20 protein-coding genes are annotated in these 22447 nt (G+C 60.4%); 15 read left to right on the forward strand and 5 right to left on the reverse strand.

From position 1 onward, the window contains the following. Positions 1-18: 18 nt before the first annotated feature. Both AC0Z4S_RS00640 and AC0Z4S_RS00645 read right to left on the reverse strand, forming a co-directional pair. Positions 19-375, reverse strand: a complete 357-nt coding sequence (locus tag AC0Z4S_RS00640) for a response regulator transcription factor (protein ID WP_485621639.1) — start codon at positions 373-375, stop codon at positions 19-21. A 97-nt stretch (positions 376-472) separates the two neighbouring features. Next, the gene (locus AC0Z4S_RS00645; RefSeq protein WP_485621640.1) at positions 473-1477 is read right to left on the reverse strand and encodes a GlxA family transcriptional regulator; all 1005 of its coding nucleotides are present in this window, start codon (positions 1475-1477) and stop codon (positions 473-475) included. 199 nt (positions 1478-1676) lie between these two features. Between AC0Z4S_RS00645 and AC0Z4S_RS00650 the strand changes: the two genes are divergently transcribed. The 7 genes from AC0Z4S_RS00650 (at position 1677) to AC0Z4S_RS00680 (ending at position 12201) form a co-directional block, all read left to right on the forward strand. Continuing rightward, on the forward strand, positions 1677-2348 hold the full coding sequence (locus AC0Z4S_RS00650) for a response regulator transcription factor (RefSeq protein ID WP_485621641.1): 672 nt from the start codon (positions 1677-1679) through the stop codon (positions 2346-2348). A gap of 77 nt (positions 2349-2425) precedes the next feature. Beyond that, positions 2426-7894: a trifunctional serine/threonine-protein kinase/ATP-binding protein/sensor histidine kinase gene (locus AC0Z4S_RS00655; protein WP_485621642.1), complete on the forward strand. Its 5469-nt coding sequence runs from the start codon at positions 2426-2428 to the stop codon at positions 7892-7894. Between the two features lie 130 nt (positions 7895-8024). Continuing rightward, on the forward strand, positions 8025-8576 hold the full coding sequence (locus tag AC0Z4S_RS00660; RefSeq protein WP_485621643.1) for a nucleotidyltransferase family protein: 552 nt from the start codon (positions 8025-8027) through the stop codon (positions 8574-8576). A 47-nt stretch (positions 8577-8623) separates the two neighbouring features. Then, positions 8624-9040, forward strand: coding sequence for an NUDIX hydrolase (locus AC0Z4S_RS00665; protein WP_485622084.1), 417 nt, complete (start codon positions 8624-8626; stop codon positions 9038-9040). 465 nt (positions 9041-9505) lie between these two features. Continuing rightward, complete coding sequence (locus AC0Z4S_RS00670; protein ID WP_024012551.1) at positions 9506-9865, forward strand: DUF6124 family protein; 360 nt, start codon at positions 9506-9508, stop codon at positions 9863-9865. A 138-nt stretch (positions 9866-10003) separates the two neighbouring features. Next, the gene (locus AC0Z4S_RS00675; RefSeq protein ID WP_485621644.1) at positions 10004-11545 is read left to right on the forward strand and encodes a phospholipase effector Tle1 domain-containing protein; all 1542 of its coding nucleotides are present in this window, start codon (positions 10004-10006) and stop codon (positions 11543-11545) included. Continuing rightward, positions 11545-12201: a DUF2931 family protein gene (locus AC0Z4S_RS00680; protein WP_485621645.1), complete on the forward strand. Its 657-nt coding sequence runs from the start codon at positions 11545-11547 to the stop codon at positions 12199-12201. Before AC0Z4S_RS00675 ends, AC0Z4S_RS00680 begins: the two co-directional genes overlap by 1 nt. A gap of 112 nt (positions 12202-12313) precedes the next feature. Here AC0Z4S_RS00680 and AC0Z4S_RS00685 read toward each other — a convergent pair whose 3' ends face one another. Together AC0Z4S_RS00685 and AC0Z4S_RS00690 are read right to left on the reverse strand one after the other, a co-directional pair. Further along, the gene (locus AC0Z4S_RS00685) at positions 12314-13273 is read right to left on the reverse strand and encodes an EamA family transporter (RefSeq protein ID WP_485621646.1); all 960 of its coding nucleotides are present in this window, start codon (positions 13271-13273) and stop codon (positions 12314-12316) included. A 170-nt stretch (positions 13274-13443) separates the two neighbouring features. Continuing rightward, the gene (locus tag AC0Z4S_RS00690) at positions 13444-14370 is read right to left on the reverse strand and encodes a LysR family transcriptional regulator (protein WP_485621647.1); all 927 of its coding nucleotides are present in this window, start codon (positions 14368-14370) and stop codon (positions 13444-13446) included. A 106-nt stretch (positions 14371-14476) separates the two neighbouring features. Here AC0Z4S_RS00690 and AC0Z4S_RS00695 point away from each other — a divergent pair, with 106 nt between their 5' ends. From AC0Z4S_RS00695 to AC0Z4S_RS00715, 5 genes are all read left to right on the forward strand, one after another. After that, on the forward strand, positions 14477-15070 hold the full coding sequence (locus tag AC0Z4S_RS00695) for an NADPH-dependent F420 reductase (RefSeq protein WP_485621648.1): 594 nt from the start codon (positions 14477-14479) through the stop codon (positions 15068-15070). A 134-nt stretch (positions 15071-15204) separates the two neighbouring features. Beyond that, the gene (locus tag AC0Z4S_RS00700) at positions 15205-15507 is read left to right on the forward strand and encodes an ArsR/SmtB family transcription factor (protein WP_024012559.1); all 303 of its coding nucleotides are present in this window, start codon (positions 15205-15207) and stop codon (positions 15505-15507) included. Between the two features lie 63 nt (positions 15508-15570). Further along, positions 15571-16545, forward strand: a complete 975-nt coding sequence (locus tag AC0Z4S_RS00705) for a zinc-dependent alcohol dehydrogenase family protein (protein ID WP_485621649.1) — start codon at positions 15571-15573, stop codon at positions 16543-16545. Positions 16546-16569: 24 nt separating this feature from the next. Then, positions 16570-16911: an antibiotic biosynthesis monooxygenase family protein gene (locus AC0Z4S_RS00710; protein ID WP_485621650.1), complete on the forward strand. Its 342-nt coding sequence runs from the start codon at positions 16570-16572 to the stop codon at positions 16909-16911. Positions 16912-17163: 252 nt separating this feature from the next. Next, the gene (locus AC0Z4S_RS00715) at positions 17164-18309 is read left to right on the forward strand and encodes an ATP-binding protein (protein WP_485621651.1); all 1146 of its coding nucleotides are present in this window, start codon (positions 17164-17166) and stop codon (positions 18307-18309) included. A 46-nt stretch (positions 18310-18355) separates the two neighbouring features. Here AC0Z4S_RS00715 and AC0Z4S_RS00720 read toward each other — a convergent pair whose 3' ends face one another. Continuing rightward, positions 18356-20212 (reverse strand): ABC transporter ATP-binding protein, encoded by a 1857-nt coding sequence (locus tag AC0Z4S_RS00720; protein ID WP_485621652.1) that lies wholly within the window; start codon positions 20210-20212, stop codon positions 18356-18358. 298 nt (positions 20213-20510) lie between these two features. On the opposite strand from AC0Z4S_RS00720, the gene AC0Z4S_RS00725 reads away from it, so the two are divergent. Genes AC0Z4S_RS00725 through AC0Z4S_RS00735 form a run of 3 tightly spaced genes read left to right on the forward strand, consistent with a single transcriptional unit; the run spans position 20511 to position 22398 of the window. Beyond that, a complete protein-coding gene (locus AC0Z4S_RS00725; protein WP_253500916.1) occupies positions 20511-21161 on the forward strand; it encodes a hypothetical protein in 651 nt (216 codons plus the stop codon). Continuing rightward, positions 21161-21589: a phage holin family protein gene (locus tag AC0Z4S_RS00730; RefSeq protein WP_253500917.1), complete on the forward strand. Its 429-nt coding sequence runs from the start codon at positions 21161-21163 to the stop codon at positions 21587-21589. The genes AC0Z4S_RS00725 and AC0Z4S_RS00730 overlap by 1 nt, the downstream gene beginning before the upstream one ends. Next, positions 21586-22398, forward strand: a complete 813-nt coding sequence (locus AC0Z4S_RS00735; RefSeq protein WP_485621653.1) for a DUF3618 domain-containing protein — start codon at positions 21586-21588, stop codon at positions 22396-22398. Before AC0Z4S_RS00730 ends, AC0Z4S_RS00735 begins: the two co-directional genes overlap by 4 nt. The last annotated feature ends 49 nt before the right edge of the window (positions 22399-22447 follow it).

Consider the following 22447-nt stretch of genomic DNA (forward strand, 5'->3'; position numbering starts at 1 on the left):
AGGTATGAAACGACGGGGTCAACCCAGCGCGTGCTCCAGGCAGGCGAGCAGACGCTCGGCCAGAAAAGGCTTCGCCAGACATGCAATGACGCCGTTCACACTGGTAGGCAAATCGCCCGCATGCGCCGATACAAAAATCACCGGCACGCCAAATCCTCGAGCCCGCAGTGCAGCATGCATCTGCAAACCCGTCATGCCCGGCATTTGAATATCGGAAATAAGACAATCGCTCTGCGCCGGCCCCTCAGATTCAAGGTATTGCGCCGGCCCCGCATAGCTGAGCACTCGATAACCCGAGGCACGCAGCAGGCTGCTCAGCGACGTTCGCATTGCCTCGTCGTCGTCCACCACCGCAATGACATACGTTTTATGCATAACGCTCCCGGGCCGGGTGGCCGAGCTGGGTGACTCCTGTCGTCCTTGCACCATACGCCGATGGCCTGCGGGCAAAACTATACCTAGGTATAGCGGCTCAGCCGTTGCGGCTGAAGCGGCTGCGGTAGTCGCGTGGGGAGATCGACAGGTGACGCTGGAAGCAGGCGCGTAGACGTTCTTCGTCGCTGAAGCCGCAGAGGCGCGCGATACGTTCGATTTTGTGCGGGGAGTTTTCCAGGAGGCGTTTGGCGGCTTCGAGGCGAAACAGCTCAAGCGCTTTTGACGGCGTGCGCCCGGTGCGTGCTTTGTAGACCCGCGTGAAGTTGCGCAGGCTCATCGCGGCTTGCTCGGCCAGACGTTGCACGGTGAGGTTGGGATCGCCGAGCCGCTCCATCAGCCACAGGTGCAGATCATCGAATAGCGAACCGTCCTGCGCCTGCGATTGCAGCAGCGTGCTGTATTGCGCCTGACCGCCGGGACGCTTGATGTAAACCACTAACTCGCGCGCTACTTGCAAGGTCACTTCGCGGCCACAATCGGCCTCGACCAGCGCCAGGGCCAGATCGATCCCGGCGGTCACGCCGGCCGAGGTCCAGACCTGGCCTTGCTGAATGAAAATCGCATCGGCATCCACCTCGATCGCTGGGAATCGATCACGCAAGGCATCGCACATCGCCCAGTGGGTGGCGGCGCGACGGCCGTCAAGCAAACCGGCCTGGGCCAGCAGAAACGCACCGCTGCACACCGAAACCACGCGGCGGGCGAGGCGGGCGTGGTCATGCAGCCAGTCGCTCAGTTCACGGTGTTCGTCGAGGGTCTGGCAGATGTCGGGGGCGCCGGGCACGACCAGGGTGTCCAGCGCGGCCATATCGAGCGTGGCCAATGCCCGGGTATCGATGGCCAGACCTTCGACGGTCTGGATCAAGCCACCGCCGAGGCTGGCGGTGTGCAGTTGATAGCCGGGCTGACCGCGTTCAGCCAAGGCTTTGCTTGCTGCCCAGAACACGGTCTGCGCACCGCTGAGATCGAGCAGGCTCATGCGCGGGTAGGCGATGAACACCACGTCGCGCGGGGCAGAGGGAAAAGCGGGAAGGGTGGACATCGCGGGCCTGCCTGTTTGCAGTGCCGAAGGCGGGACTGCCTCAGCCTGGCCGATTTTCAGGGGTTTCTGGCCGGCCGGCAATGGCGACGACTGTTAGCCTGATCGCTGACCGTCTGGCCGGTGTCTGGCTGCGGTCGCCATCCTGAACTAGATTTATTGACCAGCCCAATGCGTGCTGCGATCTCGCCGAGGAGACACCATGACCCTGTGGTCGCATTCCAGTCCTGCGCAAAGTTCCGGTGTGCCCAGCGAACCGGTGGTGTACGTGGTCGATGACGATCCCTCGATGCGCCAGGCGCTCGACAGCTTGCTGCGCTCGATCGGCCTGCAGGTACAGACCTACGACAGCGCCCGGGATTTTCTCGGTCAAGCGCAACGTGACGTGCCCGGTTGTCTGGTGCTCGATGTGCGCCTGCGCGGCGAAAGCGGCCTGACCTTTCAGGAGCAGATGGAAAAGAACGGCTTGCGCATCCCCGTGGTGTTCATGACCGGCCACGGCGACATTGCCATGAGCGTCAAGGCGATGAAGGCCGGTGCGGTGGATTTTCTCGCCAAGCCGTTCCGCGATCAGGACATGCTCGACGCGGTGGCCAGTGCGTTGGCCCGCGACCGCGCGCGGCTGGCCGCCGAACACTCCGGCGCCGTCCTGCGTCGCGCTTACGAAACCCTGACCGCCCGTGAGCGCGAAGTGCTCGGCTTCGTCATTGCCGGGCTGATGAACAAGCAGATTGCCGGACAACTCAACCTCAGCGAGGTCACGGTCAAGGTCCATCGCGGTCAGGTCATGCGCAAACTGGCCGCACGCTCTGTGGCCGAACTGGTGCGAATCGCTGAAGCGCTGGGCATCGACCCTGTACAGCGCAGCCCCTGAACGTCATAGGCGTCGTTGAGCAACCGCAGGTCATGCCACCGTGCGGCAGAAAAAAATCATGAGCAGTGTCGACGCAGATGACCAGCAAAAAACAGATTTTGTGGGACGACGGCGAGCGGGTACTTTCCCGTGAGCGCGGGTCGGGAGAGGGCAGCGTATTGGCGATGCGTCCGGCGCTGGGTCAGCCATTACCGGCGACCCTCGACCGACTGGCGCACGAATACAGCCTCAAGGAAGACCTCGATCCTGCCTGGGCTTTGCAGCCGAAAGCTTTCGAGCGCGCGGGCACGCGGGTCCGTCTGCTGTTCGACGATCCGGGCGGCGAGCCGATGTCGCGATTGCTGGTGGCACCGCTGGATATCGAAACCTGCCTGGTGATGGGCGCGAATATCGCCAAGGCGCTGGGCCACATGCACCAGCGCGGTCTGGTGCACAAGGACGTCAAACCGCAGCACATTTTCGTTCATTGCCAGGATGGGCTGGCGCGGTTAACGGGCTTCGGCCTGGCTTCTCGCTTGCCACGCGAACGGCAAGCGCCCACGCCGCCGGAGACCATCGCCGGCAGCCTGGCCTACATGGCCCCGGAACAAACCGGGCGGATGAATCGCTCGATCGATTCGCGTAGCGATCTGTATGCCTTTGGCGTCACGCTTTACCAGATGCTCACCGGCTCGTTGCCGTTCAGCGCCAATGACCCGATGGAGTGGGTGCATTGCCACATCGCGCGGCTGCCGATGCCAGCGTGTGAAAGAGTGGCAACGGTGCCGACGATGCTTTCGCGGGTGGTCATGAAGCTGCTGGCCAAGACCGCCGAGGAACGCTATCAGACCGCAGCCGGCGTCGAGCATGACTTGCGTCGCTGCCTCGACGACTGGCGCCGGGGTCGGCACATCGAGGCGTTTACGCTGAACCAGCAGGGCGCGTTGGAACGCTTGCTGATTCCAGAGAAACTCTACGGCCGCGAACAGGAGGTACAAACGCTGATCAATGCGTTCGCCAGCGTGGTGCAAACCGGCGCTCCGGCGTTGGTGCTGGTTTCGGGTTATTCAGGCATTGGCAAGTCGTCGGTGGTCAGTGAATTGCACAAAGTGTTGGTGCCGACCCGTGGCTTGTTCGCCGCCGGCAAGTTCGACCAGTATCAGCGCGACGTACCGTATTCGACACTGGTCCAGGCCTTTCAGGGCCTGGTGCGCACCCTTTTGGGCAAGCGCAGCGAAGTGCTTGCTGGCTGGCGTGAGGCGTTGTTGCAGGCGCTTGAACCCAATGCGCGGTTGATCACTGATCTGATCCCCGAGCTCAAGCTGATTATCGGAGAGCCCGCGCCGGTACCAGAGCTGGAACCGCAACAGGCGCAGCAGCGGTTTTTACAGGTTTTGCAGCGCTTTATTGGCGTGTTCGCCCAGGCCGAGCACCCGCTGGCACTATTCCTTGACGACCTGCAGTGGCTCGACGCGGCGACCCTCGATCTGCTCGAAGACTGTCTGACCCGTGCCGAGATTCCTCATCTGCTGCTGGTCGGCGCCTATCGCGACAACGAGGTGGATCGCGATCACCCACTCAGCCGCACCCTCAACACCTTGCGCCATGCCGGCGTGCAGATTGCCGAAATTCGTCTGGCGCCGCTGGCTGGCGCGCACATCGAACAACTGATCAGCGAGTCGCTGCGCTGCCCGCCGGCGAGCATCGTCGCGTTGGCGCGGCTGGTGCTGGACAAGACCGCCGGCAATCCGTTCTTCGTCATTCAGTTTCTGCATGCCCTGGCCGAGGAAAAGCTGTTGACCTACGAGCCTGCGCGTAATCGCTGGCGCTGGGATGTGCATTTGATCAATGCCAAAGGCTACACCGACAACGTTGTCGAACTGATGGTCGGCAAGCTGGCGCGGCTACCGCTGGAAACCCGCCAGGCCCTGCAACAACTGGCCTGCCTGGGTAATGTCGCGCGAGTCGACACACTGGCCACCGTTCTGGATTTACCGGTGCCTCGCGTTCACGCGGCGTTGTGGCCGGCCGTGCGTCTGGAGCTGGTCGAGCGTCAGGACGGCGCCTGCGCGTTTGTGCATGACCGCATCCATGAAGCGGCGTATTCGCTGATCGCTGAGACCGAACGGGCGCAAATGCACCTGCGCATCGGTCGGCTGTTGGCGCTGCAGACCCAGGGTGAGCGGCGCGAAGAGGCCATTTTCGAAATCGTCGGCCAGCTCAATCGTGGTGCGCATTTGATCAGCCTGCGCGCCGAACGTGAGCAACTCGCCGAATTCAACCTGCTCGCTGGTCAGCGCGCCAAGGCCTCGACCGCCTACACCTCGGCGCTGACCTACCTGGGCGCCGGGGCGGAGTTGTTGGGGGAGCAGGGCTACGACAGTCGGCATGAACTGGGTTTCGCCCTGGAACTGAACCGCGCCGAATGCGAATTCCTCACCGGCCAACTGGCGCTCGCCGACACGCGCCTGGCGGCATTGGCCGACCGCGCCGTGACCACCGTCGAGCGCGCGGCGGTGGCGTGCCTGCAAATGGATGTCTATCTGCTGCTCGATCGCAGTGACCGTGCGGTGGCGGTGTGTCTGGCCTATCTGCGCCAGGTCGGCATCGATTGGTCGGCGCATCCGGACGATGCCCAGGTGCGCGACGAATATGAGCACGTGTGGACGAACCTGCGCGGGCGCACTATCGAGCAGATGATCGACTTGCCGCTGATGGAGGATCCCGCCGCGCGGGTGACCCTTGACGTCCTCGGAAAACTCTTCGCACCGGCCGTGCAATCGGACTTGAACCTCGCCAGCCTGACCATCTGCAAGGCAGTCAGCCTCAGCCTGCTGTATGGCAACTGCGATGCCTCCTGTTTGCTTTACGCCAACTTCGGAAGAGTGGCCGGCCCGCGGTTTGGCGATTATGCCGCCGGCTACCGGTTTGGCCGCTTGGGCTGCGATTTGGTCGATCGACGTGGCCTGACGCGTTATGAGGCGAGCACCTACCTGTGCTTTTCGATTTTCGTGGTGCGCTGGATGCGGCCAGTGCGCGAGTGCCGTGAGCTGTTGCACCGTGCACTCAACGCGGCCCATCGCAGCGGAGATCTGCCATATGCAGCGTTTGCCGGAAACAGCCTGATTTCCGATCTGCTGTATATCGGCGAGCCGCTGCCCGAGGTGCAGGCTCAGGCTGAAGCAGGGCTGGCCTATGCACAGAAGGTCGGTTTCGGGCTGGTGGCGGATTTCATGCGCTGCCAGTTGGCGCTGATCCGCATGCTGCGCGGACAGACGCCGCAGTTTGGCTGTTTCAACGATGAAGGATTCGACGAAACAGCTGTCGAGATGCATCTGGCCAGCTCGGCGGATCTGGCGCTGGCGCGCGGCAAGTACTGGGTGCGCAAGTTGCAGGCGCGCTACCTGGCGGGGGATTACGCGGCGGCCGCTGAGTGCGCGGCACAGGCGCAGGGACTGTTGTGGGCGATTTCGGCGTTTTTCGAGGAGGCCGAATACCATTTTTATGCGGCGCTGACCTTGACGGCGCACGACGATACCCATGCCGATGCGTTGCAGCGCCTGGGCCAGCACCATGCGCAATTGCAGACTTGGGCGCGCTTGTGTGCGGAAACCTTCGCCAGTCAGGTGGCCCTGGTCGGCGCGGAAATGGCACGCGTCACCGGGCAGTTGCTCGAGGCCGAGTTGCAGTACGAGCAGGCCATTCAGTTGGCCCAAGACAATGGTTTGCTCCATATCGAAGCCCTGGCCAACGAACTCGCCGCGCGGTTCTACAGTGCTCGCGGTCTGGCCAAGATAGCCCGTGTCTACCTGCGCGATGCGCGCTACGCCTATCTTCGTTGGGGCGCCGATGGCAAGGTGCGGGAGCTGGATCGCAAACATCGTTTTCTGCGCTCCGAAGTCACCCAGCCCGAGCCGACCACCACCCTCTTCACGGCGGTTGAACACCTGGATCTGGCGACGGTGCTCAAGGTCTCGCAAGCCGTCTCCGGCGAAATCGTCCTCGACCGTTTGATCGAGACGGTGATGCGCATCGCGATCGAGCAGGCAGGCGCTGAACATGGCTTGCTGGTCCTGCTCGATGCCGACACACCGTATATCGCCGCGCAAACCCGGATCGGCGACGGAGCCACGCAGCTGTGCAACGAGCCGCTGCACGCAGTGGCGCTGGCCGAATCGGTGCTCTACCAGACGCTGCGCACCGGCGCCAACCTGTGCCTGGACAACGCTGTCGCCGACCCGGTGTTCGCCGCCGATCCATACATACATCAGCGTGGCGCGCGCTCGATTCTGTGCCTGCCATTGATGAATCAGGCGCGGGTGGCCGGGGCGTTGTATCTGGAAAACAACCTGTCTGCCGGGGTATTCAGCCCGGCGCGCCTCGCCGTACTTCGGTTGGTGGCGTCGCAGGCAGCGATCTCGCTGGACAACGCGCGCCTGTATCGCGACGTCGCCGAGCGCGAAGCGAAGATCCGTCGGCTGGTCGATGCCAACATCATTGGCATCATCGTGTGGAGCGTGGAGGGGAAGATCATCGAGGCCAACGACGCGTTCCTGCGCATGGTCGGTTACGCCCGGGATGAGCTGCTATCGGGTCTCGTTCATTGGCGCGACATGACCCCGCCGTCGATGCGCGCCAACAGCGACGCCGCACTCGCAACCGCCATCCGCACCGGTCGCGCCCAGCCATTCGAAAAGGAATACATCCGCAAGGACGGCAGTCGGCTGCCGGTGATTGTCGGTCTGGCTGCGTTCGAAGCGAGTCAGCAGCAGGGCCTGGCCTTCGTGCTGGACATCAGCGAGCGCAAGCAGGCAGAAGAACAGGTGCGCGAAGCCGAGCGCCGTTATCGCCAGGTGCAAACGGAACTGGCCCATGCCAATCGCGTGTCAACCATGGGCCAGTTGGCCGCGTCGATCGCTCACGAAGTCAACCAGCCGATTGCCGCCACGGTAACCAATGCCAATGCTGCGCTACGCTGGCTCAGTGCGTCTCCCCCGAATATCGACGAGGTCGAGCAGGGCCTGCGGCACATCATTCTCGACGGCAACCGCGCAGCCGATGTGCTCGGACGCATCCGCGCGCTGATCCACAAAGCCCCACCGCAGCGCCTGCCCGTCAGCCTCAATGTGCTGATTGAAGATATGGTTGGTTTCAGCCGTGGTGAAGCGGCCAGACACGGCGCCGAGGTAAGCATTCAGCTGGCAGCAGAGTTGCCTCTCGTGTTGGCCGACCGCGTCGAGCTGCAACAGGTGTTGCTTAACCTGATCATCAACAGCCTCGAAGCCATGGCGAACATGGAAGAAGGGCAGCGGCGCCTGCTGATTCGCAGTGAAGCGTTAGGCGACAACGTGCAAATCAGCGTGAGCGATTCAGGTCCGGGCTTCGCCTGCGAACAGGCAGAGCAGGTGTTCACGGCGTTCTACACCACCAAATCCACCGGGCTGGGCATGGGCCTGTCGATCTGCCGCACGATCATTGAAAGTCACGGCGGACGGTTGTGGGCCGAGCGCAATGAGCCGAGCGGGGCCCGGGTGGTGTTTGGGTTGCGGTGTTTTGTATCTGCGTGATCAACAACGAAGCTACCCGAGTATCGAACCGGGCTTTTTTGTCAGTGAGTCCAAGCAACGCACGCGCCGACGAGCTCTGATCCGAGACCTCTGATAGGCTCTCGCAACCTAAAGCAATGGATTGAACAAATTGAATCTGGAAGCGCAACTGCGGGATCTGATCACCCGGGATCCCGTCCGGATGCACATCCTGCGCACAGTCAGTGATCTGGACTTGCCGGACAGCTGGGTTGCCGCCGGGTTTGTGCGCAGTCTGGTTTGGGATCATTTGCATCAACGCGATCCCTCGCCATTGCCCGATGACGTTGATGTCATCTGGTTCGACGAAACCCGTTCCAAGGCGCAAACGGACTCAGCCTTGGAAGCCGAGCTTGCGACGCTGTGTAGCGGCGTGAACTGGTCGGTAAAGAACCAGGCACGCATGCACCAGCGCAACGCCGATGCGCCTTATGGGGCAGCTGCCGATGCAATGACGTTTTGGCCTGAAACTGCGACGGCAGTCGGGGTCAGGCTTGGCCAGAATGACGAAATAGAGGTTTTGGCACCGTTGGGGCTTGAGGATCTGTTCGCGCTGAAAGTGCGGCCAACCGCCCGATTTGAAAATGATAAATACGCGATGTTTGTGGAGCGCGTGCAGTCCAAGAGATGGCTCGAGATCTGGCCGAAGTTGACGCGGGGTTGATGCCGCATTTCGCGGTTGATCGTTTTACTACCGATAAGGAAATCGCTATGCATCCCGATAAGGCCTGTTCAGTCGTACTTTGTTTAGCGCAGCGTCCCAGGATTCTTTTGTTCCGTCATCCGCAGGCTGGGGTGCAACTGGTGAAAGGATCCATCGAGCGCGGAGAAACACTCGCTCAGGCCGCCTTGCGAGAGCTGGCGGAAGAGTCCGGCATAGACGACGCGACAATCGCGCAGGATTTGGGATGCTGGGAGTCTGGCCACCAAGGACAGGTCTGGTCGTTCCAACTTTGCGCGGTGCTTGAGCCACTGCCCGAACGATGGTCTCACCAGACACTGGATGATGATGGGCATGTTTTCGATTTTTTCTGGGCCCCGCTCGATGACTTGCCGTATGACGATTGCCACCCTGTGTTTCATCGAGCACTTGGGTTTTTGAGTGAGGTTTTGAAGGCCCAAGGGTGACTAGCGGCAGAGGACTTCAGTTGCCCAAACACCAATGATGTTGGACTAGCCCCAATCCCTTGTAGGAGTGAGCCTGCTCGCGATGACGCCAGCCCATTCACCGCCACATAAACAGAAAACCCACAGCCCGTTTAAACAGTAACTCCAGCCTTAAGCAAATGGCTACAACGCCTTGCGCCATTCCCTACGACTACGCCAGAATCCGCCGGCTTGTGCGTCTGCCGTTCCCTCCGTAACTTGATTCCTGTCACTGCTCATCAGTGATCGGGTCTGCAAGCCCGTCGGAAATCAGTCGCATAGCCCTGCCAAAGGACACCCGTTCGTGTGCTCAATGGCGGCTTTGTGCGGGAGACCTTCGGGTCTGCCGGGTTCCTGATTTCCCGGTCTTGCAGACCCGCACACAGCTGCCACCCATCATCTGCAAGTGATGTTGGCAGCGCCAGACGAATAATCAGGAGTTTCACCATGTTCAAAGTCACACCCAATCCGCCAACCACCGACCCCGCATCCCCCTACGAATCCAGCGCCTCGAAAAAACTCCACGAAGCCGCCGAGCGCGCCCTCGATCACTACCTCGGCCCGGCGGACATACTGGCCAGCACCAACACTCCGGAACAGATGTTCCTCGCCAACCCGAAATACGACACCGAATCCCTGCTCGCCAACGCCAGCGAATCCCTGGGCTCGGCCACCACCATGCTCTACGACTTCGCCGCGCTGCTCGACAACCCGCGCCGCAAAACCCTGCTGGGCATCGCCCAGGTCGTCATGCTCGGCGAAATCGCCGTGAACCAGGCTTTGGATAAAGTCGAAATAGCCAAATAACCCGCAACGCGACGAGTGCAAAGCCTCGTCGCTACCCATAGCCGCGCCATGGCTGGCACACCGCCACGGCTTGCACCACCCGGCCTCGACTGTCACCCTTCGGGCCGTTCTTCAAGGATCAGAACAAGGAATCAAGGATTGAGTGGCTACGTTCCAAACCCGCCGAAAAACTACCGCTACGAACAAGCCAAACCCGTCGACATACACGCCCAGCGCTGGGCCGAGTATGAGAAGCATGGGAAAGAACCTGCGCGTGAGCCCGAGAAGATTGGCATCGCGTTGAGGATTGGGGTGTTCTTTGATGGCACGGGCAACAATGCGAACAACTCTGCTGCGGGGTTGTTGTGTGGTGCTCAGCATCCGATTGCGCCGGAGGATATTCCAGCTAGCTGTATGCCTTACATGAGTGATCCGGACAGTAGTTATGGTAACGATGTAAGCAATGTAAAAAAGCTGAGCGACCTGTACGACGCCATGCCTGAGGCAATAGGAGAGGGCACTCAGAAGACCACTTCTCGCGTTGTTTATGTCGAGGGTATCGGAACGCGGTCAGGCGAAGAAGACAGCAAGTTCGGTGCAGGCACTGGTCGGGGAGAAACCGGTGTAGCCAACAGAGTCGAATCCTCATTCCCGAGCATTCAACAAGCGATCAGCCGAGCTCTGATCGATAATCCAGGCAGTGAAATCACATCTTTGAAATTTGATGTGTTTGGCTTCAGTCGTGGCGCGGCTGCTGCGCGCCATTTTGCCAATGAGGTCGTCCGCACTAGCCGCGGCCCACTTGGCACTATTCTAAGAAACCTTCCACGGGCTTTCAGTCCAAAATTCAACGACCAATACCAAGGCGACATCGACATAGGCTTCATTGGCTTGTTCGACACAGTCCCATCGATAGCTGGTTGGTCCAATCTCGGAAACATCAATAGCCCAATCGCGACCGGCATAAAACTCTATCTCGACCGTCGTTTCTTTACCGATGTCGTCCAACTATCAGCGCGCGATGAATGCAGGGCTAACTTCGCGCTGAGTCGTGTCAAAGCTGATCATTTGGAAATTACGCTACCCGGGGTACATTCGGATATCGGCGGAGGCTATCTCGAGAGCGCCCAAGAGTGTGTACTGGTAAGCCCCATGCAAACGCTCGTTGTGTCCTTAAAAACCGACGTCAAAGCGACGTCAATCTATCGCGATGCACTTGATGCACAAAGCCGATGGGTGGCCAAAGGTTGGCCTAAAGATATGCTGGAAATAGTAACGCCTGAAGCCTCATTCATCCCTGATGAACCACAAGATCGGCTCAGTCGTAATCAAAAGCGCGTTTACGCTGCTCTTCAGCTCAAGCGCCCGGTGAGCGGCATGCTGTCCAGGGTTTATCTGCGGCTGATGCATCGCTTGGCTAAAGAAAAGGGTGCTCGCTTCAACGACATTCCAGATACTCCTGATTTAACGATTCCGGCAGAGCTACAAGCCATGTGCGATAGATTTCTGGCTGGAAACTACAGCGTCACGCCGCAGGAGAACGAGTTGCTGAAATTGAAATACATTCACACATCCGCCAACTGGAACCATCCATTAGGACGAGCAGACGGAAGCGGAATAAAAGCTGTGTATATCAACGCACCAACTCAAGACTCCATCCGAGTGCAACATCCACACGTACCTGACTGGACGCTTTGGTAATGAAGATTTTCGTGACCATCTTGCTTGCACTGTTTATGTCAGGCTGCCAATCCGCTGCTCCGCTGTCCGCCGGTTCCGACCCCAAATCGGGTTCATGGGAGCTCGCATTCACCGAACCCTACTACATGAAGGTATGGGTAGAAGACAGCGCCGTTGAAGACATCAACGGCAAGCTATTCAGGCGCACCGGATCAGGAACAGCAGCGGGCGGTGAGCCGGAAACCGGTGAAGAGTCTGCGCGAGGCTGGCATGCGGTTGGCGCTGCTGCAAAACCGGTGATTGGTGCCGACTTGCCCAAGCGCATTTATGTGCGCTGGCAATCTATCGCTGAATCACAGACATATCGGGTCTGGATAGACGTACCGGAAGAAGCCAGACAGCTGATGTGGGCATCGGTGAATCAAAGATGTCCCGAAACTCCGGATGAACAAGCCAGCTATAGCGCCTCCATTTATCTGGGACTGGCTCCCGGAGGCGTGGTGCAGGTGTTTGTGCGCGATTCCTGCCACCGTCCCGTCAAAGTAGCCAGAGCCAAGGCTGAGATTGAGCCGTTGGGGCCTGGCCAAGGGAAGAACCAAGGACGCTATGCCTATCCGGTAAGTGAAAAGGCCAAGCGGTATATCGACAAGTTCGGCATCCCGTACGGTAGTTGGTAAGTGGCGTGCCTTGTGATGCAACCACCCTGATTGGAGCGAGTCTCCTGATCCGGTATCGAGCTGGCGGCGATAAGCAGGACTCACCAACCAAGAGTCCAGCCACCACAACCCCTCAAACCTCAGCTTTCGCCTCAACCTTCACCGCCGACTTCCGATACGTCAGCAAAACAATCCCGCTCACCACAATCACGCCACCTACGATCTGCCCCCTGCTGAGCATCTGATCCAGCACAATCCAGCCCATCAACAATGTCGCCAGTGGCTCGATATTCATCACCGGTGCGTTGCGCGGCATGTCCAGTCGCGGTACGGAGATAAACAGCACGATGAAACCGGTGCCATAAAGCACGACTAGCGTGGCGAGGGCCAGCCAGCCGGTTGAGGTGGCGGGGAGGTTGAGTCCGCCGGGGAGGGCGCCGGTCAGTCCGGCCAGGTTGACGCTGCTGAAGACGATGAAGATGGTCAGCAGGCTGCGCACCGAGCCGCGCACTTGCGACAGCTTGTGATCGGTGATCCACAGCGCGCAGGCGAATACGCTGGCGGCGCAGAACGCGAGTGCGACGCCCAGCAGCCATTCCGGGCCGACGCTGGCGCTGTCTGATAGACGTCCGGGAACGTCCAGTACGAACACCAGCCCAACAAGGATCAAGCCCATCAACATGGCGGTGCGCGCGCTTGGTCGCGGGCCGCCCAGCGCCCAGGTCAGCAAGGCGAGCAGGATCGGAAATACGTTGGCTACCAGCAGCGCCAAAGCGACCGGGACCCGTGCGACAGCGGAGTACAGACACAGGCTCTGCGCGGTAATCAGCAGGCCCAACGACAATTGCCAGCGCCAGGCGCCCGCTGGCAGGCGCAGACTTTGCCGTTGCCACAGTACGAGAATGGCGAGCACCAGCAGGGTCCCGCCGGAACGCATCAGGATCGCCAGCAACACCCCAGCGCCATCATCAAAAGCCACCCGTGCTGCCACATGGTTGCCGGCGAACGCACAACCCATACACAACAGAATGATCACGGCGAGATAGCGGGGGAAGGGCGGCGGTACGGTTGGCGCAAATTCAGGGCGGGACATGGCAGATCTCAAAAGTGATAGCCACACTCGGGGTGGCTCAGGTTTTTATTATGTTGTCGTACAACTGCCCGATTTGTACCGTAATCGAGCAGGGGCGGCAAGCTTGAAAGGCTTGGTAAAGCGCTCGGTTGCGGTGCTGCGTTGGTTTTAGAGGTCGTATAACTTCCCCCCTAAGCCCGAGCATCGAGCCGAGTCATCCACCCATTCTCTCGAGCCTCAGCGACCAGGAAATCCACAAATGCCCGGGTTTTCGCCGGCAGCAGTTTCTGGCTGGGGAAGTACAAATGGATCTGCCCCGCGTCGACATGCCACCCCGGCAATACCCTTTCCAGCGTACCGTCCTGCAGAAAAGCCAGCACGTCCGGAACCGCCAACAGCGCAACGCCCAATCCCAGCCGCGAGCACTGACACAGCGCTTGCGGATCGTTGACCAACAGGCGCGGCGTCAACTCCAATGGCGCTCGTTGCCCCTCGGGCCCTTGCAGCATCCAGTTGCGCACCTTGCCGGTCTGTACCGAGCGCATGGCCAGGTGATCCAGCGTCGACAACTCTTCAATGCGCCGGATGCGCTTGTGTCCCGAGAGATATTCCTTCGAAGCCACCAGAATCAGATGCGCCGGAGCGATGGCTCTGGCAACTACGCCCTGAGCCAACTCGATGCCGCCGCCGATGGCCGCATCAAATCCATCCGCGATGAGATCGACCTGACGATTGTCGAGGTGCCACTCAGGAGTTACCGAAGGGTATCGCTTGAGAAATTCGGGCATCAGCGGCAGTAGAAAATCCCGGGCGAAACCCGGTGACGCATTCAGACGCAGGATGCCGGAAGGCTCTCCCGCGTTGCCTGCCACGTCGGCGATCGCCGCTTGAACACTTTCCAGTCCCGATCCGACGTTAGCCAGAAAGCGCTCTCCTGCCTCGGTCAGCGTGAGTTTTCGCGTACTGCGCTGAAACAGGCGTACGCCGAGGTTGGCCTCCAGTTGCGCGACGTTGCGACTGACCGCCGCGGGCGTCAAGCCCAGGCGCCGCGCGGCTGCAGAGAAACTTCCCGCCTCGGCGCTGCGCACGAATGAGAGCAAATTGCCTAAGGTTTCCATCTGCGCACCTTCAATGAATGATTGAAAGTGATTCTAGGCGGCTTCCACTACTGGTAGAAGATCAAAAAGCGTCTCATGGCCTCACCAACTACTTGAGGAAAGAGACATGAACATCAGCATCATTGGTACTGGCTCGATCGGCACCGCTATCGCTCGCTTGCTCGTCAACGCCGGCCTGCCGGTCAGCCTGGCCAACAGCCGCGGACCGCAGAGCCTTGCCGATCTGGTCGGTGAATTGGGCCCACTCGCGCAAGCCGTAACTGCTCAGCAGGCGAGTCAGGCGGACATCGTCTTTCTGGCGGTGAACTGGTCGAAAATCCCGGATGCCGTGCGCGATCTCGGGCCTTGGGACGGGCGCATCGTGATCGACGCCAATAACCCGATCGAGGCGCCATTGTTCAAACCGTTCGATCTGGGGGGCCAGCCGTCTTCGCAAGTGGTGGCGCAGATGCTGCCCGGCGCGCACGTGGTCAAGGCCTTCAACCATTTGCTCGCGGCTCTGCTGACCGATCCCACCACCGAGGGGGGCAAGCGTGTGCTGTTTTATTCCGGTGAGGAAGCGGCCAGCAAAGCCAGGGTTGCAGAGCTCATAGACCGATTGGGTTTTTACGGCATCGATCTGGGCGGTGTGCAGCAGGGCGTGCTTGCGCAATTCCCGGGCGGACCGTTGCCAGCATTGAATCTCGTGAAACATGGCTAACGAATGAGTCCGGGAAGCACATGGTGAGTAGGGCGGACGGGTCGCAGATCCTGATGTCCTGCCGCCCGTCGCCGACTGCGAATGGCCTCAATACCCCGCATTGACATATCTAAGAATCTCGATATCCTCGGCGCATGGAACTGATCGAAATCTTCAAAGCCCTCTCGAACCCGACGCGCCTCAAGATCCTTGAAGGCCTGAAGGATCCCGTCAAGAACTTCCCCCCGCAGGATGAGGGTGACGTGCTTGTTGAGGGCGTCTGCGTCAGCAGCATCCAGGAAGGCATCGGCCTGTCGCAGTCGACGGTGTCGAGTTATCTGGCCACGTTGCAGCGAGTGGGGCTGGTTGAAGTGCGGCGCATCGGTCAATGGACCTACTACAAACGCAATGAGGCAGCTATCAGCGCGCTTGCAGAGATCATAGGGAAAGAGCTGTAAATTTTTTTACCGCAGGATATCGAGAATTCTCGATATCCCTCTTTATCGATACGAGGTTTTGCCATGAAAGCGATGATTCTGAAATCCTTCGGCGGTCCTGATTCGTTCGAACTCAGCGACGTTGCCAAACCGGGTCCGCAAGCGGGCCATGTGCTGGTCCGAGTGCACGCCACTTCCATCAATCCGCTGGATTACCAGGTGCGGCGCGGTGACTATCCCGATCTGGTACCCCTGCCGGCCATCACCGGGCACGATGTATCGGGCGTGGTTGAAGCTGTCGGGCCCGGCGTCAGCGCCTTCGCGCCGGGCGACGAAGTCTGGTACACCCCGCAGATATTCGACGGGCAGGGCAGTTATGCCGAGTACCACGTGGCGGCCGAGAGCATCATCGCCAGGAAGCCTCCCTCGCTGAGCCACCTCGAGGCGGCCAGTCTGAGCCTGGTCGGCGGTACGGTGTGGGAAGCGCTGACCGTGCGCGCCGTGCTTCGCGTCGGCGAAAGCATTCTGATCCACGGCGGCGCCGGCGGTGTCGGCCATGTGGCGATTCAGGTGGCGAAAGCCATGGGCGCCAGAGTCTTTACGACCGTGCGTGAGGCCAACGCCGAGTTCGTCCGCAGCCTTGGCGCCGATGTGGTCATCGATTACACCCAAGAGGATTACGTCGAAGCGATCATGCGCGAAACCGCTGGCCACGGCGTCGATGTGGTGTTCGACACCATCGGCGGCGATACCCTGGCCCGCAGCGCCGACGTGCTCGCCCAGCTTGGCCGCGTCGTCTCGATCGTCGACATCGCGCAGCCACAAAACCTCGTCCAGGCCTGGGGCAAGAACGCCAGCTATCACTTCGTTTTTACCCGGCAGAACCGTGGCAAGCTCGATGAGTTGAGTGCACTGGTCGAACGCGGTCAGCTGCGGCCCCATGTTGGCGCCGTCTACTCATTAGCGGACATCCCACTTGCCCACGCTCGGCTGGAGAGCGCCAACAACGGACTCATAGGAAAAATCGCCATCGCCGTCGAGCCTTCGCTCATCGTCTAACCCCGTTCATTTTGGAGAACCATCATGGTTTACGAGATCGCTGTGCTGCCCGTCCACCCGCAACAGACTGAAGCCTTCCGACGCGCATTTGCCGAAGTAGAACCGTTGCTCACGCGCGCCAAGGGATACGGCGGCCACTTGCTGGCGCAGGGTATCGAAACGCCCGAGCAATTCAATTTGATCGTGCGCTGGCGGTCGCTTGAGGATCACTCTCCGGGGTTTGAGGAGAGTGAAGACCACCAGCGGTTCATGCTGGGGCTGGAGGATTATTTTTCCGCAGAACCGAAGGTCTACCACATTGAGGGTGGTGCTTTTCCGGGTGGCGACTTTGGCGTTCCGGACAGCAGCTCAAGTACAGGTAGCTAAGTGCCCTGGTGGCTTTCGTCACAAGCGGCTGTTGCTGATTGAGCTTCGCTTGTGACGAATGTCCGCTTTCAATCCGTGCGGATCGCCGGAAAACACGCCGGCCGAGCCTCCCCGACGAGCTGCGTTAGCCCAGCGCTTTGGTGGTAGTCTGCATAACGTCAGCCGTACGTTCTGTACTCCTGAATTGCCCTTTCCGATATCTGCGCCGGCTGACTCGCTGGCGCCGATGGATTCCCTTTGCGGATTACAGCCATGCGCCTGCCAGATTTCATTCTCGAAAACCTAGAGCCGATCCTGCAGGCCTGGGAAGATTTCGCCCGCACCATCGAGACACCTGGCGCGGAACTCGATAACGCCGCGCTGCGCGATCACGCCGAGCAGATGTTGCGCGCCATCGTCATCGATCTGCGCACCCGGCAGACGGTCAGCGAGCAACTGGCCAAGGCTCATGGCCAGGCGCCGCGCGACGATGAGGAAACGGCTGCGGAAACCCATGCCGTGACGCGATTGATGGCCGGTTTCACCATTGACCAGATGGTTTCCGAATACCGCGCGCTGCGTACCAGTGTGCTGAGCCAATGGCTGCGTCAGGTCAAGGATGGCAAATCGGTGAATGTCGACGACATGACGCGTTTCCACGAAGCGATCGATCAGGCACTGGCTGAGTCGATTGCCAGCTATTCACGCGCCGTCGAGGCTTCGCGCAACGTGTTTCTGGGGATTCTCGGCCATGACTTGCGCACGCCGTTGGGGGCGATTCTGCTCGGCGCGGATATGTTGCGGCGTACCAAAAACGTCGACCCCCGTACCGGCAAAGTGGCCAGGCAGATTTATGCCAGCGTGCAGCGGGCCACTCAGATCGTTGGCGACCTGCTGGATCTGACGCGCTGCCAGATGGGACCGGGGATTCCGGTGAAAAAAGTCCAGATCGATCTCAATCCGTTGTGCGAGCGGGTTGTCGAGGAAATCCGCGCCTTTCATCCGCAGGCCAACGTTCTGTTCGATGCGAAGGAACCGGTGATGGGAGCGTTCGATGGCGCCAGGATGGAGCAGGTCTTTTCCAACATCATCAGCAATGCGGTGACCCACGGCGACAATCAGTTTCCGGTCACGGTCGAGTTGCAGGCGTTGGAGGAGGGTGCGGTCTTTACGGTGCACAACGGCGGTGAGCCGATCCCGGAGGATGTACTGCCGTTCATTTTCAACCCGATGGGGCGTTTCTCTCAGCGCTCCGTGGTGGATCACGGGCCCGTCGCTGGACTTGGGCTTGGCCTGTTTATCGCCTCGGAAATCGTCGCCTCACATGCGGGCTCGATTGAGGTGAGTTCTGATGGGTCAAGCGGAACCGTGTTTCGTGTCAAGCTTCCGGTGGATGCTGGCGGCCCTTTCGGCGTGTAGCCGATTTCATAAAGGGTCGAAGCGAACGCTTCGACCCTTCATCCACTTATTCCTCCATCACCTCAACCAAACCGCGATCCTCACCGAGGAACCCGCCACTCTGGTGCTGCCACAACCGCGCATAGGTGCCGTTCTTCTCGAGCAATTGCGCGTGGGTGCCTTGTTCGATGATGCGGCCTTCGTCCATGACGATCAGCCGGTCCATTGCTGCAATGGTCGACAAGCGGTGGGCGATGGCGATGACGGTTTTGCCCTGCATCATTTCATCGAGGCTTTCCTGGATCGCCACTTCGACTTCGGAGTCCAGCGCGCTGGTGGCTTCGTCGAGCAGCAGGATCGGCGCGTTCTTCAGCATCACCCGGGCGATGGCGATGCGTTGGCGCTGGCCGCCGGAGAGCTTGATGCCGCGCTCACCGACCAGCGTGTCGTAGCCGCTGTGGCCCTGCTTGTCGCTCAACTGGCTGATGAACCCATCGGCCTGGGCGTTTACCGCGGCGCGGTGAATGTCCTCGTCGGTGGCGTCCGGGCGACCGTAAGCGATGTTGTCGCGGATCGAACGGTGCAGCAGCGACGTGTCCTGAGTGACCATGCCGATCACACTGCGCAGGCTGTCCTGCGTCACCTTGGCGATGTTCTGGCCATCGATGCGAATCTCGCCGCGATCGACGTCATAGAAACGCAGCAGCAGGTTGATCAGCGTCGATTTGCCCGCACCGGAGCGGCCAACCAGACCGATTTTTTCGCCGGGGCGAATGTGCAGCGTCAGGCCGTCGAGCACCTGGCGCTCGCCGTTGTAATTGAAGCTGACATTGTCGAAAACCACTTCGCCGCCGGCAGGCTCCAGCACCTTGGCGTCCGGCGCGTCCTGGACTTTCGGGCCGCTGGTCAGGGTGGCCATGCCGTCCTGCACGGTGCCGATGTTTTCGAACAGCGAGGTCATCTGCCACATGATCCAGTGCGACATGCCATTGATGCGCAACGCCATCGCAGTGATCGCCGCGACGGCGCCGGTGCCGACTTCGCCCTGGTGCCACAACCACAACGCATAACCGCCAGCGCCGAGAATCAACGCGACTACCAGCGCCTGATTGACGATCTCGAACTGGCTGACCAGACGCATCTGGCGGAACCCGGTGAGTTTGAAATCTTCCATCGCCGCACGGGCAAAGTGCGCTTCACGCTTGGAGTGCGAGAACAGTTTGACCGTGGTGATGTTGGTGTAGGCGTCGGCGATCCGCCCGGTCATCGACGAGCGTGCATCGGCCTGTTCCTGGCCGACCTTGCCCAGACGCGGCACGAAATACACCATCGCCAGCCCGAACAGAACGATCCACGCCAGAAACGGCAGCATCAGCTTCAGCGCAAAGCCACCGGCCAGCGCGATGATCGCGATGAAGTACACGCCGATGCCGGGAAGGATTTCGATCAGGGTGAACAACACCTCGCGCACCGACAACGCGGTTTGCATGACTTTGGTGGTGACCCGGCCGGAGAATTCATCGGAGAAGAACGACAGGCTCTGCCGCAGCATCAACCGGTGGAAGTCCCAGCGCAGGCGCAACGGCAAGTTGATCGCGAGGATCTGGTGCTGGACCATCGTGCGCAGCGCCACCAGCCCAATGCTGACCACCAGCACAATGCCGATGCCCCACAGCACGCGGCTTTCTTCGCTGCTCGCGGCACCGCCGGCTTTCCAGGTCGAGAGCAGATCCAGCACTTGCCCGAGGAAGGAAAACAGCCATGCCTCGTAGATCGACACGCTGGCGCTGAGCAGGGCAAAGGCGAGAATGTAGCCGCGCGCGCCCCGGGTGCAGGCCCACAGAAAACGCATCAGGCCGACTGGCGGTGGCGGCGCCTCATCGGGTGGGAAGGGGTCGAGCCTTTGTTCGAACAGGCGAAGCATTGCGGTCTCCGAAGTGATCAGGGTGTGGGGATTCTGCCATCTATCGGCGGCGTTGCGGGTTTCACTGCCATCATCAGGACTAACCCTTGTGCCTTGTCTTGACCGCAGACGGGCGCAGAAGCTCAACCCAATCCTGCCAGGCGCAACCTTTCGTCGGTCATTCAAGCCTGACGCTGCACGCTCATCAACCTCTTTGAACTCTCGCGCCAGCTGCTCCGTCCTCTTCTATGTGGGGGCTCGAGGCATTCTTGCCGTGTAGTCCCGTTTTTCCGTTTTCAGTGAGAAGGCGAGGGGCGACATGAATACTTCAGACAGCAGGGCAGGGTTTGAGTCAGGCGATCCAAACGGCAAGCCTGAGCAGGGTTTTGACCATTTGAAAGACAACGTCAGCGAAGCACTTGGCGGCGCGCGGCAACAGGCCGATGCGCAATTCGGTCAGTATCGCGACACAGCGGCCGAGCAGATCGAAGCCTTGGCGCAAGGTGCGAAAAGCTTCGTCTCGGAACTGCAGGACAAGGACACCCTGGGCATGTCCGACTACCTGACCGACATGGCCGATTCCATGACCGGCCTGGCGGGCAATCTGCGCGGCAAGAGTGCCGAGCAGTTATTGCACGATGCGGCGGATCTGGCGCGCAACAATCCGGGCTTGTTCATTGCTGGCAGCATTGCCATCGGTTTCGGCCTGTCGCGGTTTCTCAAGGCGGGAACGGCTGCGGCGGCAACGGTCAGCGCCGAACATGATCCGGCAGCAGGCTCGACATCGACGCCACCGCCAGCCGATTACGGCGCTCAGCGACCTTATGAATCGTCAATGCCATCATCAACACAGCCTAATCCGGGACTTGCCACAGGCATCACCCCGACGTCACCCAGTGAGCATGATCACCCCTCTGATTTCGCGGCGGCTTCCGTACCGCATGCACCCGACGCCAAAGGAGAACTGTGATGAACAGAGATGAATCTGATCTGAGCGGGGCAAGACCCCTCGGCCAAACGGATGACGCTTCGGTGGTCGGTTTGTTGCGGCAACTGTCGCGCGAAGTGCCGGCGCTGTTCACCAAGGAACTGGCTCTGGCCAAAGCCGAACTGCAGAACAGTCTCACGACGTTGAAAGCCGGAATCGCTGCCGTTGCCGGCGGTGCGATCGTATTCCTCGCGGGCTTCATCATTCTGCTGATGTCGGCGGTCTATGGCCTGAGCATGTTCATGGCGCCATGGCTGGCCGCGCTGATCGTCGGCGTGGTGGTGATGATCATCGGCTTCGCCATGCTGCAATCCGGGAAAAAGCAATTCGAGCCATCTCACTTCAAACCTGATCGCACCCTCGACGCCTTGAACAAGGATCAGGAAGCGCTGCGGAGGAAAGTCTCATGAAAAGCGAACTGGATATCGAAGCCGAAAAAAGCCCGGAGCAGATCGAGCGTGAGATCGATGCGCAACGCGCGAGCATTGGCAACATCGTTGATCAACTGGAAAGCAAGTTCACTCCCGGGCAGATGATCGATCAGGCCTGGGGCATGATGCAGAGCAACGGCTCGACGTTCTTCACCAACCTCGGCACCAGCGTGCGCAACAACCCGGTGCCGGCAGTGCTGACATCGGTGGGCCTGCTCTGGCTGATGATCAGCCAGAATCGCCCGCCGGTGCCGCAACCGACCTATCGCAGTGGGCCGGATCAGGACAAGGCCGGCGCTTGGGCCGATGGTTTGACGGACGGCATCGACAGTGCGCGCGAGCACCTGCACTCGACCACCGACTCTCTGAAGGGGGGCTACCAGTCGCTGAAAGGTAAGGCCAGCCACCTCGGTGAAAACGTCGGTGCGGCGAAGGAAAACCTCAGCCATGCGATGCATGACGCCGGTGACCGCTTGTCGCGCAATTCGCAAGTCCTCGGCCAGCAGTTCAGTCACCTGCTTAAAGAGCAACCGCTGATGGTGGCTGCCGCTGGAGTTGCGCTCGGTGCGTTGCTCGGCGCGGCGTTGCCGACCACTTCTACCGAGCAGCGCTACATGGGCCGGACCAGTGCTGGCATGGTCGACAAAGCCAAGCAAAAAGCTCAGGAAGGGTACGAAGCCGTGCGCGACACGGTGACCCGGACCACTGAGCAGACCGAGGGTGAGACCAGACCGGATCCGGCGCGGCCGTCTTCTTCGGATCTGTCGCAGGGGCTGGGTACGTCTTGACGCTGAGAGATAAGGGAGGCCTGTAATGGGCCTCTCTTTTTTTGCGCTC

This window comes from Pseudomonas sp. 1L-B-1-E-C1 (assembly GCF_057291835.1).